13 protein-coding genes and 2 tRNA genes are annotated in these 14,721 nt (G+C 44.4%); 14 read left to right on the top strand and 1 reads right to left on the bottom strand.

Annotation, left to right across the window (positions count from 1 at the left end; all coding sequences use genetic code 11):
- Nucleotides 1-159: 159 nt before the first annotated feature.
- On the bottom strand, nt 160-2,721 hold the full coding sequence (gene mutS, locus QF117_RS18715) for a DNA mismatch repair protein MutS (RefSeq protein WP_282387550.1): 2,562 nt from the start codon (nt 2,719-2,721) through the stop codon (nt 160-162).
- A 104-nt stretch (nt 2,722-2,825) separates the two neighbouring features.
- Between mutS and pncC the strand changes: the two genes are divergently transcribed.
- From pncC to QF117_RS18645, 14 genes are all read left to right on the top strand, one after another.
- The gene (pncC, locus tag QF117_RS18710; RefSeq protein WP_282387549.1) at nt 2,826-3,311 is read left to right on the top strand and encodes a nicotinamide-nucleotide amidase; all 486 of its coding nucleotides are present in this window, start codon (nt 2,826-2,828) and stop codon (nt 3,309-3,311) included.
- A gap of 201 nt (nt 3,312-3,512) precedes the next feature.
- Nucleotides 3,513-4,553: a recombinase RecA gene (gene recA / locus QF117_RS18705; RefSeq protein ID WP_282387547.1), complete on the top strand. Its 1,041-nt coding sequence runs from the start codon at nt 3,513-3,515 to the stop codon at nt 4,551-4,553.
- Between the two features lie 303 nt (nt 4,554-4,856).
- Nucleotides 4,857-5,261 carry a DUF2170 family protein gene (locus tag QF117_RS18700; protein ID WP_282387546.1) on the top strand — a complete coding sequence of 135 codons (405 nt, stop codon included), beginning with the start codon at nt 4,857-4,859 and terminating at the stop codon, nt 5,259-5,261.
- On the top strand, nt 5,258-5,944 hold the full coding sequence (locus QF117_RS18695; RefSeq protein WP_282387545.1) for a PspA/IM30 family protein: 687 nt from the start codon (nt 5,258-5,260) through the stop codon (nt 5,942-5,944). Before QF117_RS18700 ends, QF117_RS18695 begins: the two co-directional genes overlap by 4 nt.
- Before the next feature lie 15 nt (nt 5,945-5,959).
- The gene (locus QF117_RS18690) at nt 5,960-6,985 is read left to right on the top strand and encodes an ion channel (RefSeq protein ID WP_282387544.1); all 1,026 of its coding nucleotides are present in this window, start codon (nt 5,960-5,962) and stop codon (nt 6,983-6,985) included.
- Nucleotides 6,985-7,626 (top strand): YjfK family protein, encoded by a 642-nt coding sequence (locus tag QF117_RS18685; RefSeq protein WP_282387542.1) that lies wholly within the window; start codon nt 6,985-6,987, stop codon nt 7,624-7,626. Before QF117_RS18690 ends, QF117_RS18685 begins: the two co-directional genes overlap by 1 nt.
- A 15-nt stretch (nt 7,627-7,641) precedes the next feature.
- Nucleotides 7,642-8,055: a DUF350 domain-containing protein gene (locus tag QF117_RS18680; protein ID WP_282387541.1), complete on the top strand. Its 414-nt coding sequence runs from the start codon at nt 7,642-7,644 to the stop codon at nt 8,053-8,055.
- Between the two features lie 14 nt (nt 8,056-8,069).
- Nucleotides 8,070-8,678 (top strand): DUF1190 domain-containing protein, encoded by a 609-nt coding sequence (locus tag QF117_RS18675; protein WP_282387539.1) that lies wholly within the window; start codon nt 8,070-8,072, stop codon nt 8,676-8,678.
- A 6-nt stretch (nt 8,679-8,684) separates the two neighbouring features.
- On the top strand, nt 8,685-9,848 hold the full coding sequence (locus QF117_RS18670) for a glutathionylspermidine synthase family protein (RefSeq protein ID WP_282387538.1): 1,164 nt from the start codon (nt 8,685-8,687) through the stop codon (nt 9,846-9,848).
- A 165-nt stretch (nt 9,849-10,013) separates the two neighbouring features.
- The gene (gene alaS / locus QF117_RS18665) at nt 10,014-12,599 is read left to right on the top strand and encodes an alanine--tRNA ligase (protein ID WP_282387537.1); all 2,586 of its coding nucleotides are present in this window, start codon (nt 10,014-10,016) and stop codon (nt 12,597-12,599) included.
- Nucleotides 12,600-12,844: 245 nt separating this feature from the next.
- A complete protein-coding gene (locus QF117_RS18660; protein ID WP_282387535.1) occupies nt 12,845-14,032 on the top strand; it encodes an aspartate kinase in 1,188 nt (395 codons plus the stop codon).
- A 92-nt stretch (nt 14,033-14,124) separates the two neighbouring features.
- On the top strand, nt 14,125-14,322 hold the full coding sequence (gene csrA / locus QF117_RS18655; RefSeq protein ID WP_017034950.1) for a carbon storage regulator CsrA: 198 nt from the start codon (nt 14,125-14,127) through the stop codon (nt 14,320-14,322).
- Between the two features lie 183 nt (nt 14,323-14,505).
- Nucleotides 14,506-14,598, top strand: a tRNA-Ser gene (locus QF117_RS18650).
- A 41-nt stretch (nt 14,599-14,639) separates the two neighbouring features.
- Nucleotides 14,640-14,716, top strand: a tRNA-Arg gene (locus QF117_RS18645).
- Nucleotides 14,717-14,721 lie beyond the last annotated feature (5 nt).

Raw genomic sequence — 14,721 nt, 5'->3', positions numbered from 1 at the left:
TAAAATAAGAGAACCTTATTTATAGAGAAAGTGACGTGACAGAGAAAAAGGTACAGCTTTATTGGTTTAAAGCATGTACCTTTTTTATTGCCTGTCGATTAAGCGGCCAACGAGCTAGTGTGCATTATCGACGAGCTGGCGTGCGTTAAAGGTTTGCGACTAGATCATTTTCTTGAGTCGATACAAAGCTTCTAGTGCTTGTCTAGGCGTGAGATCATCAGGATCAATTCCGGCCAGTGCGGATTCTACCTCACTCGGCTCTGGAATTAAGCTTAATTGATTCGCAATATCCACAGAGGATCCCTTGCTAGGTTCTGAATGGCTTCCGAGCTGCTCCAGTTGAGATAACTTAGCGCGGGCGTTTTTAATCACTGCTTTTGGAACGCCAGCTAGGCCTGCCACAGCAAGACCGTAAGATTTATTAGCGGCCCCTTCTTGTACGGCGTGCATAAAGGCGATGCTATCACCGTGTTCTACGGCATCTAAGTGGACATTCGCTAAGTGTGGTAACTGGCTTGGAAGCTCGGTGAGTTCAAAGTAATGGGTTGCAAACAACGTCATGGCACCAATCTTTGATGCCAGCCACTCGGCACTCGCCCAAGCCAATGACAAACCATCATAAGTACTGGTTCCACGACCTATTTCATCCATCAATACTAGGCTGTTTGGCGTCGCATTGTGTAAGATATTTGCGGTTTCAGTCATTTCTACCATGAAAGTCGAACGCCCTGATGCTAAATCATCCGACGCGCCTATTCGCGTGAAAATACGATCAATTGAACCGATTTGTGCAGACTGAGCTGGAACATAGCTACCAATATGAGCCATCAACGCAATTAAAGCGGTTTGACGCATGTAGGTCGATTTACCCCCCATGTTAGGCCCAGTGATGATCAGCATTTTACGTTCACAGTTCAGAACGATTGGGTTGGCAATAAAGGGGGCGTCCATGACTTTTTCTACTACAGGGTGTCGACCTGATTGAATATGGATACCAATATCGCTGCTCATGACTGGACGGCAGTAATCTAAACTCTCGGCACGTTCTGCTAGATTCTGCAGGACATCAATCTGAGAAACCGCCGATGCGATATTTTGTAAGCGCTCTAAATGAGGAAGAAGCAAATCGAACAACTCTTCCCACAATTGTTTTTCAATGGCTAAGGCTTTCGATTTAGAACTCAGGACTTTATCTTCATGTTCCTTTAACTCAGGAATAATATAGCGTTCAGCGTTTTTTAGTGTTTGACGGCGAACGTAATGAGGGGGGACTAAGTGGCTTTGCCCTCGACTGACTTGTATGAAGAAGCCGTGCACATTATTAAAGCCAACCTTTAAGGTATCAATACCATGACGGTCCCGCTCTTCTGTTTCAAGTTTGTTTAAAAACTCTGTAGCGCCATCCGCCAAGTCTCGCCATTCATCAAGTTCTGCACTGTATCCAGAAGCGATGACCCCTCCATCTCGAATAATAACGGGTGGGTTTTCTTTTACTGCACGTTCAAGCAGTTCACAAACATCATCAAACGGTGCAGCGTAATTCGTTAGCTTAACAAGATAAGGCTGCTTTAACTGCGACAAGAATGTGTGCAATTCGGGTAACTGCTGTAGCGCTAGACGCAACCGGGCCATATCTCTTGGGCGAGCGGAGCGCAGTGCCAAGCGAGCGAGGATACGTTCAATATCACCAATCTGCTTTAATGTTGGTTGAAGCTCACTGAATAGCCCAAGCTCCTTGAGCTCTCCAATGGCATCAAGGCGTTGGTTAAGGGTATCAATACAACGCATAGGCTGATGCAGCCAACGTTTCAGCATCCGGCTGCCCATAGCCGTTGAGCTGTGATCGAGAACTTCAGCGAGGGTATTGTCGAAGCCTCCGGATAAGTTCTGAGTGATTTCGAGATTACGTCTTGTGGCGGCGTCCAAAATAACCGAATGATCTTGGCGATCAAAAGTCAACGAGCGAATATGCGGAAGCGTCGTGCGTTGAGTATCTTTGACATATTGAATCAAGCAGCCTGCGGCACATAGCCCCAGCTTTGCGTTTTCAACCCCAAAACCAATCAGATCACGGGTGCCAAATTGCTGATTCAATTGTTGCTTAGCGGTATCGAGTTCAAATTCCCATACCGGACGACGGCGATTCCCATTTCGATTGGTCATGAGGTGAACTGGCTCAAAATCTTCAGGGAAAAGCAGCTCTCTTGGCGATGTTCTTTGAAGTTCCGCCGCCATCGCTTCTTCACTGTCAGGTTCGATAAGTTGGAATCGGCCGGAGGTCATATCCAGTGTGGCGTAGCCAAATTTATCGTTGTGGTGATAGATCGCCGCAATTAAGTTATCAACACGTTCAGACAGAAGTGCTTCGTCGGTGACGGTTCCTGGTGTCACAATGCGCACCACTTTGCGCTCAACGGGACCTTTGCTGGTGGCAGGGTCGCCAACTTGCTCACAAATAGCCACCGATTCGCCAAGTTGAACCAGTTTTGCTAAGTAACCTTCAACCGCATGGTAGGGGACGCCCGCCATAGGGATAGGTTCACCCGCTGAGGCACCGCGCTTGGTTAACGAGATGTCCAGTAGTTGTGAGGCTCGTTTGGCATCGTCATAAAATAGCTCGTAGAAATCCCCCATACGATAGAACAGCAGTATGTCTGGGTTCTCAGCTTTCAATCCGAGATATTGTTTCATCATTGGTGTGTGTGTTTGATCGGCTTTCACTGTTCTGGTCTTTCGTTTTTTTCTATTGCGGCTTAGGATACGTGAATCCTTTTCATGCGAAAAGGCACAAATTCAAGCGCAAAGGCATAAAGAGGTTTTTAGCCATGGACTCACATCAATTGCTCAGTAAACAGGTTGGTCAACTGCTTTTAGATAAACAACAGATGTTGGCGACGGCGGAATCGTGCACTGGTGGCGGGGTCGCGACCGCGATTACCGATATAGCCGGTAGCTCATCGTGGTTTGATCGAGCCTTTGTCACTTACAGCAATGAAGCAAAAGTTGAGATGTTAGGCGTTCAGACACAAACACTGGAACAATATGGCGCTGTGAGTGAGCCGGTTGTGATGGAAATGGTCACCGGAGCACTCACACATTCCAATGCTACTATCGCCGTCTCGATCAGTGGTATAGCAGGTCCTGGTGGCGCAACCGAAGATAAGCCTGTTGGAACCGTTTGTTTTGCTTGGGCCGATACCAATGAGTGGATAAAAATTGACACTGTCCATTTTGGTGGGGATCGTTCAAGTGTTCGTTCACAAGCGGTCGAATATGCGCTTCAAACTCTAGTTGACTACTTGAATCAATGACCTAGGTTGTCATTTCTCAGGCGTGCTAATAAAGTGTTGGATGTTCGTTGTGTGATATAAACACTAAATGCCGTTATTTTTTTCATACAGGTATGGACACTGTATGAATCAACAGTATAATAAAAACCAATCAAACACCCGCTTGGGTAACCCGTATATTCTAGTTCGTGATTTAGTCGCGAACCGTGTGGAGATTCAGAGATGGACGCAAATAAAGAAAAAGCACTAGCCGCAGCCCTAGGCCAGATTGAAAAGCAGTTTGGTAAAGGTTCTATCATGCGTCTCGGTGACAACCGTACAATGGACGTAGAAACTATCTCAACAGGCTCACTTTCTTTGGACATCGCACTCGGTGCTGGTGGCCTACCAATGGGGCGCATTGTTGAAGTCTACGGCCCTGAATCATCAGGTAAAACAACGTTAACGCTTGAGCTAATTGCAGCCGCTCAACGTGTTGGAAAAACATGTGCCTTCGTTGATGCTGAGCATGCCTTAGATCCCATCTACGCACAGAAGCTAGGCGTAGATATTGACGCTCTGTTAGTTTCTCAACCAGATACGGGTGAGCAAGCGCTAGAAATCTGTGATGCATTGGCTCGCTCTGGTGCGATTGATGTTTTGGTTATCGACTCCGTAGCGGCTTTAACACCAAAAGCAGAGATTGAAGGTGAAATGGGCGACAGCCACATGGGTCTTCAAGCTCGTATGCTTTCCCAAGCAATGCGTAAGCTAACGGGTAACCTGAAACAGTCGAACTGTATGGCTATCTTCATTAACCAGATTCGTATGAAAATTGGTGTTATGTTTGGTAACCCAGAAACCACAACAGGTGGTAACGCACTTAAGTTTTACGCATCGGTTCGTCTTGATATTCGTCGTACAGGTTCTATTAAAGAAGGCGATGAAATCGTGGGTAACGAAACTCGTATCAAGGTTGTTAAAAACAAGATTGCAGCACCATTTAAGCAGGCTGAAACTCAGATTCTTTACGGCAAAGGTTTCAACCGTGAAGGTGAATTGATCGATTTAGGTGTGAAGCACAAACTTGTTGAGAAAGCGGGCGCTTGGTACAGCTACAATGGTGACAAGATCGGTCAAGGTAAAGCAAACGCAGGTAAGTACCTTCGTGACAACCCAGATGCAGCCCTTGCCATCGATACCAAATTACGAGAAATGTTGTTGGCTCCTGTTGAGTTAGAGAAACCAACAGAAGATGTCGAGCAATTAGAAGAAGACTTATAAACGTTAATCATACTCATGACTAATGTAAAGCCTCGCGATGCGGGGCTTTGTCGTTTCTAAGAGGAGATAAAAACGGCTAGAAAAAGGTTTGAAGATATCCATGCCAATCGAACAAGACTCTAATGCCGCCTCCAAGGAAAGGTGCGGCTTAAACGATGATCTTGCTCATTAGATCGTTGTCTTTCTATCAATGGTTTTTACGGTGAATATATTGAATTTAATTAATCACTTAAGTTTATAGTTGAAAACATCTTGGCAAGGTGAGATTGTAAAGATGTTATTTTCTAAATTGGAATTTATATTATGGCTTGGACTTTATCAGAATTAACAACTGCGCTTGGGAAACATGAAGGCTGGAGCGTCGATACATCGAAGTGTGCCGATTCATTGGTATTAACAAATGAAGATGGAATTGATGCTTACGTTGCTGTAGCAGGAGAGCAAATTATTGTTGAAGTCGTTCTTTTCTCGCAAAAGGATGTGAATGACTCGTCAGCGCTGAACAGTCTTATTTTAAGAACGCATAAGATGTTCCCCCTTTCGACGATAGGCATTAATACCATCGCGGATGAAGATTATTATGTAGCCTTTGGTTCATTATCTTCACAATCAAAAGAAGAAAGTGTTGTTATTGAAGTCGCGACCCTATATCGCAATGTTGAAGCATTTATTGAACTATACGACGAGTATTTAGGAGTATCAGCATGAGTGTTTGGAAAAAGCTGTTTACCGCAATAAAAGGCGGAGTGAATGAGGCGGCAGAAAGTGCGGCAGATAATCAAGCTTTAAGAATTTTAGATCAAGAGATCCGAGAAGCGAAAGAAGAATTGAGAAAATCGGATCAAGCCCTAGTATCGATTATTGCAAAAAGAAAGTTGGCTGAAAATAAAGTATCGGGTCTTGCGAATAGTATTTCTGAATATGAAATGCATGCTCGTGCAGCGATGGAAAAAGGTGAACAAGATCTCGCTTTAGAGTGTGCGGGTAAAGTGGCTGAATTTACAAACCAGCAAACGACCGAGCAAACATACGTTGACCAATTTGGTGTATCTGAAAAGAGACTGCGTGAAAATATCGCTCAAGCGAAAGATAAATTACGCCAGTTAGAGCAACAAATTGATATTGTAAAGGCCAATGAAGCCGTTCAAAAAGCTCAAACAGCGGTGTCTTCCACTAATGTTGGCGCGAACAGCAAAATGACGACAGCCGTCGAGTCTCTAGAGCGAATTAAAAACCGCCAAGCAGAAAAACAAGCGCAACTTGAAGCCGCTTCTGAAATGCAAGAAGAGCAATCAGGCAGTAGTCTAGATAAAAAATTAGCAGCAGCAGGAATAACTTCTGGTGGACAATCCTCAGCGGAAGATGAACTTGCTCGTATTTTAGGGAAATAAGGCAGAGAACCTAGCATGCCATTATGGATGATAGTAAAGAGGTGGGCTTATACCCACCTCAGTGAGCTAAGCGGCAGAAACTTGTTGGTCGTACTTGTTTCCTATGTAGTGATTTCATGGTCATTGCTTAGTTGGTGTGGCGAAGAGGCCTTAACCGAAAATCTGACGGATTTTATTTACTATCTAATAGTGACATCGTCAACGGTCGGTTATGGTGATATGTCGCCAGCAACGGCAATGGGTAAATGGGTTGTTGGGCTCTTTGTTATTCCTGGTGGTTTGGCTTTATTTGCCGTGTCGTTGAGCCGGATTGCTGCGGTATTAATCAGTTCTTGGCATGCGGGTGTACAAGGAAAACGGAGAGTGAAAGTGGACAATCATATTCTTTTATTGGGTTGGAATGAGCAAAGAACGCTTCATTTGATTCGAATGCTGCAGCACGAGGAAGCAGGCCGTAGACCCATCGTTTTGTGCGCTAGAGCTGAAATAGAAAACCCGCTACCGTCTGAAATAGAATTTGTTCATGTGAGCAGTTTTACCGACGGCATCGCTATGGAAAGAACCAATATAGAGCAGGCTAGCTGCATTATCGTAGATAACCCAGAAGACGACATTACGTTATCTGCTGCACTGTATTGTGCTAACCGTAATCCTAACGCGCACCTTTTAGCTTACTTCAAAGATGAATCGTTGAGTCAGCTACTAAAAACGCATTGTACCAATGCAGAATGTATTCCTTCGATCGCAACCGAGCTCTTAGCTAAGGCTGCGGTCGATCCCGGTTCCAGTGCTTTGCATCAAGAGCTATTGAGTTCAACTCAAGGTATGACACAGTATTCTGTTACCTACTCATCACCCAAAGCAACAACAGTGAGTGTCTTGTTCGACCAGTTTAAGAAAGAGTATCACGCCACACTCATTGGTTTAGATAGTGGTAATGGCATTGAACTCAACCCGAAATTGGATACAGAAGTCGCGAAAAATACTAAGCTGTTTTACATCGCTGACGAACGAGTTGAACACTTTGATTGGAAACAATAATGTTTAATTGGCTTAAGAAAAAAACAACCGAACTCAAAAAAACATCAGATACAGCACCAGAGGTATTGGGTTTGAGACTCGGTGGAGCGTTTGAACTGGACGATTTGAAGTTCCGAATGATCGAACCTGATTTGGTGATTGAAGGTGCATCAAGAACGCAAATCATCCAAGCTGTAGGGGTCGTTGCCTTAGATGAAAACACCCGGTTAGTCAGATTTTATACCGATGATGACGGGTATCTTCAAGTGTTACAGCATGGGCGTGATGACAGCGGTGTTTCGGAAGTGAAGCTGTTTTACTTTTATGAGACAAAGCCTATTGATAGCGACTCATTGTGGAATTCATGGCTAAACTCGAAGTTGGTTCAGCCAAGCAAGTCACTGGAAGGACATACCTTTGAAAAGGTGTGGGAAAACGAGCAGCCCGTTGCAATGACAGAAAAGACATACGATAGAGAAGGGCGAGTCTCGCAAACCGATCAATTCGTGATGCTTTATGAGCGAGATGTCAACGCTCACTATGCAGAATCATTATTAATTGCGTGTGAAGAAAGCGTCAAAAACCCGCATCAATTGGAACGTTGTGTTACCCATATTACCGGTGTCAACGTCTCAGCAACCGACTTTACCGTTATCGGATAACTACAGGATTAAAACATGGATTTTATTATGCAGTCTCTTGGTGGACTCGTCGATTTCGTTATGTATTTTGCCATTTCGATAGGTTTTTTGCTTCTATTTAAAGTGATCTATACGCGATTTACTCCATACGATGAATGGGCTTTGGTTAAAGAAAATAATGTGGCTGCAGCCGTTGCGTTGTCGGGATCTTTTGTTGGTTACAGTATCTCCATTTCTGGGGCTGCGGCGAACTCAGTCAATATCGTTGACTTTGTTCTTTGGGGGATTATTGCCTTCGTTGCCCAGCTCATTGCGTTCGGTTTGGTTCGATTTATCTTTTTGCCGAAAATCGTCCAACGTATTGAAGATAATGAACTATCAGGTGGTATCGTATTGGGGGCAGCATCCATTGCGATTGGTATGCTCAACGCAGCATGCATGACGTATTAATTGAGGGTTGAACGATGAAACGAAGTCAACGAGTCATACTGCCCTCTATGAAGAAAGATTGGAGCAAAATCAATATTGCTCCGTTCACTGTCGCCGTTGGTGTTGTCGTCATTGCTGGTTGCTCTGACAGCGATCCAAGCAATGATGCTTACATCTATTCTGGTATTGATGATTGCTCGGAGAGTAACCCTGGATATGCAGAACAATGTCGTGCCGCATACGAAGAGGCACTAGATGAAGCGGCAAGAACTGCACCGCGCTATATGTCTGAAGATGATTGTCGTGCAGAATTTCGTGAAGAAGGCTGTTTTCAACCACGTAATACTTCTTGGTTCGTTCCTGCAATGGGCGGCTTTTTATTCAGTAGAGCCCTAAGTGGTTCCAGAGGCTATTACTCTGAACCCATCTATCGATATGGTGGCTCTTGGTATTCGACTGATGGTCGCTCTTACGGCTCTTATCGAAATGGATATAAAAAAATCAAGATCAAAACCTCTGAAATGAAGAAAAAACCTGCGGTGACTCGAACCATGTCCAGAGGCGGATTTGGCTCGACAGTTTCCGCTAAATCCAGTTGGAGCAAGAGCAAAAGTAGTGCCGGTAAATCGAGTTGGGGCGGCTAAATTTATATGTTTCGCATCGATACCAAGGAAAGGCCCAATTGGCGCGATCTCGCTAAGCAATTTGGCTTTGGCTACCACAGTATGTATGACGATCCCTACTGGGATGAGCGTGCTTACTATCAGTTTACGCTTGAACAAGTTGAAAGGGATATCGAAGCGCCAACTGAAGAGATTCACCAAATGTGTTTGCAGGCGGTGGACAAAGTGGTTGCAGACGAGAATTGGCTGCAACGATTTCAGATTCCAGTGTCTATGTGGGACAGCGTAGCGACATCCTGGAAACGAAATGAACCGTCACTCTATTCTCGTGTCGATTTCGCTTATTCGGGGCAAGGACCTGCAAAACTGTTGGAGAACAACGCAGATACTCCAACCAGTCTATACGAAACGGGTTTTTGGCAATGGGTATGGTTGGAAGATAAAGTTAAAGCAGGGCAGTTGAGCCGTCATGCCGATCAATTTAACATCCTGCAAGACTATTTAATTGAACGCTTTCATCAGCTAGCCAAACAACAACCAGGGCAGACATTGCACTTTTCTTGTTGCAAAGATACTGAAGAAGACCGTGGCACGGTGCAATATTTACAAGATTGCGCGACGGAAGCTGGGCTAGATACGGCATTTGTTCACATTGAAGATATCGGTATCAATAATCTCGATGAGTTTGTTGATATTAAATCAAGGCCTATTCGCTGGATGTTCAAACTCTACCCTTGGGAGTTTATGTTCAACGAAACGTATAGTCAGCATCTTCCCTCGACTAATATCAACTGGTTAGAGCCTATGTGGAAGTCAATCTTATCCAATAAAGCTTTATTGCCTTTGTTATGGGAAATGTTTCCCAATCATCCCAATTTATTGCCGTCTTATTTTATGGGCGACTCGAAAGCATCCAGTTTAAAAGACTATGTGGTCAAGCCGATTTTTTCACGAGAAGGGGCCAATATTTCGATTTTTAAAGACGGAAAGCAAGTCGCTAGAGCTGATGGTCCCTATGGTGAAGAAGGGATGATTGTACAGGCGTACCACCCATTACCTGTTTTTAATGGCAGCAACGCCCTGATTGGCAGTTGGTTGGTTAACGATAGAGCCGCCGGTATGTCGATACGCGAAGATGACAGTTTGATCACTCAAGACTACGCACGCTACGTACCACACATCATTCTTTAGCATACATTCCCCATACGTTTAATGTTCTTTTATCCCGCTTTTTATAAGCAAAGAGGCATAGAGGTGGCTTGTCTGTTAAATGTCCAGAGAATCCCCTAGTCGAATTTCTATCCATGATTTACAATACATCAAAATTCTAACTCGATAATTTTCAGGAAGAGCTGCATGTACATGAGCACTGACGAGGTTCGCAACGCGTTCCTTAAGTTCTTTGAAAGCAAAGGACACCAAATCGTAGACAGTTCATCGTTAGTTCCACATAACGATCCAACCCTGCTATTCACGAATGCAGGTATGAACCAATTTAAAGATTGCTTTTTAGGCTCAGAGAAACGAGCCTACACGCGAGCAACTACGTCTCAGCGCTGTGTACGTGCTGGTGGTAAACACAACGATCTAGAAAACGTTGGTTTTACTGCTCGTCACCATACCTTTTTTGAAATGTTAGGTAACTTCAGCTTTGGCGATTACTTCAAAGAAGAAGCCATCGCTTTTGCATGGGAGTTCTTAACCGAAACACTTCAACTTCCAAAAGAACGTCTACTTGTGACTGTGTATGAAACCGATGACGAAGCGTTTGATATCTGGAACAAAACCGTCGGTATTCCAGCCGATCGTATCGTTCGCATAGGCGACAAAAAAGGTGGCAAAGCGTTTGAATCAGATAACTTCTGGCAAATGGGTGACACTGGCCCTTGTGGTCCATGTACTGAGATCTTCTATGACCACGGTGAGCACATTTGGGGTGGACGTCCTGGAACACCAGAAGAAGATGGTGATCGCTTTATCGAGATCTGGAATAACGTATTTATGCAGTTTAACCGTCATGCTGATGGCACGATGGAGCCGCTACCAAAACCAGCCGTTGATACTGGAATGGGTATTGAGCGTATTTCTGCGATTATGCAAGGTGTGCACTCAAACTATGAAATTGATGTTTTCCAAACATTGATCAAATCAGCCGCTGAAGTTATTGGTCATGACGACCTTTCTAATCAATCATTACGCGTTGTTGCCGACCACATCCGTTCGTGTGCGTTTTTAATCGTAGATGGTGTGATGCCTTCTAATGAAGGTCGAGGCTATGTACTTCGTCGTATTATTCGCCGTGCTGTTCGTCATGGGAATAAGTTAGGTGCGCAAGGTTCATTCTTCCACAAACTGGTACCAGTGCTGATTGAAGTGATGGGAACAGCAGGAGAAGAGCTTAAGAAACAGCAAGCGATCGTAGAAAAAGTACTGCGTATTGAAGAAGAAAACTTCAGCCGCACACTAGAGCGCGGCATGGTGATCCTAAACGATGCACTAGATAATCTAGAAGGCACCGTTTTAGATGGTGAAACCGTGTTCAAACTTTACGATACCTATGGTTTCCCAGCGGATTTAACCAATGATGTTGCCCGTGAGCGCGACCTATCAATCGATGAAGAAGGCTTTGAAAAAGCGATGGAAGAGCAACGTCAACGTGCTCGAGAAGCTGGCCAGTTTGGTACAGACTACAACGCGACAATCAAAGTGGATACCGATACGGAATTCTGCGGTTATACAGGCACTAGTGGGAACAGCGTTATTTCTGCGATGTTTGTGGAAGGCGAAGAAGTTTCATCGCTTTCAGCTGGCGATCAGGCCATCATCGTATTAGACGAGACACCGTTCTATGCTGAATCGGGTGGTCAATGTGGTGATGCTGGTCAATTGAAAACAGATTCAGGTACCTTCATTGTTGAAGATACACAAAAGTTAGGTAATGCCATTGCGCACCACGGTGTGCTTGCTGAAGGTGTGTTTGCAAAGAGCGACAAGGTGAGTGCAACTGTTGATGCCTCTCGTCGCGCTGCAATTACTCTAAACCACTCGGCCACCCACTTATTGCATGCTGCTTTGCGTACGGTTCTAGGTGAGCATGTCACTCAGAAAGGTTCCTTGGTTAAGCCAAATAATCTACGCTTTGACTTTTCAAATTTAGAAGCGGTAACCGCGGCGGAACTGAAAGAAGTTGAACGTATGGTTAACGCTCAAATTCGAAATAACCATGTGATTGAAACCAATGTCATGGACATTGAATCGGCTAAGCAGAAAGGCGCTATGGCGTTGTTTGGTGAGAAATACGACGATGAAGTTCGCGTTCTTTCAATGGGTGAGTTTTCTACCGAGCTTTGTGGTGGTATCCACGCAAGCAACACCGGTGATATTGGCCTATTTAAGATCACATCAGAAGGTGGCATTGCCGCTGGTATTCGTCGTATTGAAGCAGTGACGGGTGAGGCTGCGCTAGACGCACTTGATGCTAAACAAGCTCAGTATGAAGACAAACTGACCGAAGCTTTGAGTAAATCAAAGCAGCTAGAGAAAGAGATTCAGCAACTGAAAGACAAGATGGCTGCCGCTGAAAGCGCCAACATCATGGGTAAAGTTGAAGAAATTGAAGGTACTAAAGTCCTTGTTGCCGCGATTGAAGGTGGTGACAATAAGAATTTACGCATCATGGTTGATGAAGCTAAGAATCGTGTAGGCAGCGGTATTATTCTTCTTGCTAATATTGCCGATGGTAAGATTGGTCTTATCGCTGGTGTCACTAAAGATCTGACCAGTAAGGTCAAAGCTGGCGACCTGGTTAAGATGGTTGCAGAGCAAGTTGGTGGTAAGGGTGGTGGTCGCCCAGACATGGCTCAAGCGGGCGGTACGGATATTGATGCACTGCCAGAGGCGCTGGCTTCTACTCGTGCATGGCTTGAAGAGCGATTGAAATAACGAAATGATGTGCTCAATGATTTATTATTGATTGAGCATAACAATCTAAATAGAACCAAGTGGTTTAATTGGCAACATTGAAGCTGATTAAGCGGCTTGGTTTTTTGTATTTTTACTTATCCCAATCGCAGTAAATAACGGGTCATCCTAACCAGTTCTAACCCCTTTATTGCTGTGATTGGTATGACCAATAATTCCAACTTTATTGGTGTAATAAGATTTTAGTCTTGGGAAGGTGAAGGCTGGTGAACAAGCCCGTTATCGTACAAAAGTTTGGCGGAACATCGGTAGGAACGATTGAATCGATTCGTACTGTCGCTGAACACATAATTAATGCAAAGCAAGCTGGTAACCATGTTGCTGTTGTTGTTTCGGCAATGTCAGGTGAAACCAATCGCTTGGCCTCGCTTGCAAAGCAAGTGGATAGTGTTCCAAACGCTCGCGAGCTCGATGTGTTGCTTTCATCCGGAGAGCAAGTCTCTATGGCATTGTTGGCCATGACATTAAACAAGCTTGGGCATAAAGCGTGTTCATTGACGGCAGCGCAAGCCAATATCTACACGAACAGCCAGCACAACGATGCGACGATCACGTGCATCGATACAAAGAGGATTGATGATCTTTTTGCTGACGGTAATATCGTCATTGTTGCCGGTTTTCAAGGGATTACGGCTAACGGAGATATCACCACCTTAGGAAGAGGCGGTTCCGATACGACAGCGGTTACTTTAGCTGGATCGCTCAAGGCGCAAGAGTGCCAAATATATACCGACGTGGATGGTGTTTATACTTGCGATCCTAGGGTTGTCCCCGATTCAAAAAAATTAGAGGTGGTTGATTTTCCCTCCATGGAAATCATGGCCAGAAAAGGGGCCAAAGTATTGCATTTACCTTCCGTCCAATACGCAAGGGAAAACAATGTTCCGCTGCGTGTTCTATCAACCTTCGAGCATAATCAAGGCAGCCTGATAGAAGGCGAAAAGGTACAGCGGGACGTGACAGGAATAGCAATATGTCGTGACATGCTTTTAGTCGAGGTTGAAGAATGCCAATTAGCCAGCGCTAAGAGTCAGTGTCAAATGTTAGGAATAACAGTCTGTAATGTGATCAAACGTGCAGATTGTGTAGGCATAGTGATTGAACATGGCTCAATTTCAAAATTGGATCTGGTGTTCGGAGAGAAAATCCGTAATAGTTCACTGGTAAGCTTGTTAACTGTTGTTGGCTTGCAAGCAAAAGGAATCATTAAGTCATCAAAACAGTTGTTAATGGAACGTGACATTGCGGTTGTTGATTACTCTTTAGAGAGTTTATCTTTAACGTTCGTTTTATCTCAAGAATGCATCGACGATGCAGCCCATGTACTACATGATGCTTATATTGCCCAAAGCCAAGTATTCGATAGTCATCAAAGACAAGTGTTTTTAGGCTAATTTTGGTTAACATTGTTGTTTACGAAAATATAACTTTTGTTAGATAATACGTTCGTAATGACTAAATTTTGAGACTACTCAAGGAGCTAGTAATGCTAATTTTGACTCGCCGTGTTGGCGAAACCCTTATGATCGGTGATGAAGTAACAGTGACCGTTTTAGGTGTAAAAGGTAATCAGGTACGTATCGGTGTAAATGCTCCAAAAGAGGTTTCTGTACATCGTGAAGAAATCTATATGCGAATTCAAGCTGAAAAAGGCAATGGTAACGTTGCGCCTGGTAGTTACTAATATAGATTGAATGGCTGGCTGTTATGCTGGCCTTTTTAATGTGTAGTACATATTTTATGAGTTAAAAGAGTGATTTCACATCGCTTTGATTAAATAGCCAACGGTTGATGTTTTTTTTAATCTTTTTGCCAAGAAAGTGTTTGACATATTTTTGGTAAATCGTAATATGTGCCTCCGCAAGACGGTGAGGTGGCCGAGAGGCCGAAGGCGCTCCCCTGCTAAGGGAGTATGTGGTTTGTAGCCGCATCGAGGGTTCGAATCCCTCCCTCACCGCCATTCTTGCTTATTTGTTTTAGCATGCAAATAGAGAACAATGCGCGTCCTTAGCTCAGCTGGATAGAGTACCTGGCTACGAACCAGGCGGTCGGAGGTTCGAATCCTCCAGGACGCGCCATTCTT

The sequence above is a fragment of the Vibrio sp. YMD68 genome (assembly GCF_029958905.1).
Lineage (GTDB): Bacteria > Pseudomonadota > Gammaproteobacteria > Enterobacterales > Vibrionaceae > Vibrio.
The sequence above is the reverse complement of the archived record's forward strand: the minus strand, read 5'-3'. Positions and strand labels throughout refer to the sequence as shown.

Bases quoted from the DNA above. Each gene is read 5' to 3' on its own strand.
- QF117_RS18695 (WP_282387545.1), top strand. From the start codon at position 5,258: ATGAGTGTTTGGAAAAAGCTGTTTACCGCAATAAAAGGCGGAGTGAAT.
- QF117_RS18700 (WP_282387546.1), top strand. From the start codon at position 4,857: ATGGCTTGGACTTTATCAGAATTAACAACTGCGCTTGGGAAACATGAA.
- recA (WP_282387547.1), top strand. From the start codon at position 3,513: ATGGACGCAAATAAAGAAAAAGCACTAGCCGCAGCCCTAGGCCAGATT.
- csrA (WP_017034950.1), top strand. From the start codon at position 14,125: ATGCTAATTTTGACTCGCCGTGTTGGCGAAACCCTTATGATCGGTGAT.
- QF117_RS18685 (WP_282387542.1), top strand. From the start codon at position 6,985: ATGTTTAATTGGCTTAAGAAAAAAACAACCGAACTCAAAAAAACATCA.
- QF117_RS18675 (WP_282387539.1), top strand. From the start codon at position 8,070: ATGAAACGAAGTCAACGAGTCATACTGCCCTCTATGAAGAAAGATTGG.
- alaS (WP_282387537.1), top strand. From the start codon at position 10,014: ATGTACATGAGCACTGACGAGGTTCGCAACGCGTTCCTTAAGTTCTTT.
- pncC (WP_282387549.1), top strand. From the start codon at position 2,826: ATGGACTCACATCAATTGCTCAGTAAACAGGTTGGTCAACTGCTTTTA.
- QF117_RS18690 (WP_282387544.1), top strand. From the start codon at position 5,960: ATGCCATTATGGATGATAGTAAAGAGGTGGGCTTATACCCACCTCAGT.
- QF117_RS18670 (WP_282387538.1), top strand. From the start codon at position 8,685: ATGTTTCGCATCGATACCAAGGAAAGGCCCAATTGGCGCGATCTCGCT.
- QF117_RS18680 (WP_282387541.1), top strand. From the start codon at position 7,642: ATGGATTTTATTATGCAGTCTCTTGGTGGACTCGTCGATTTCGTTATG.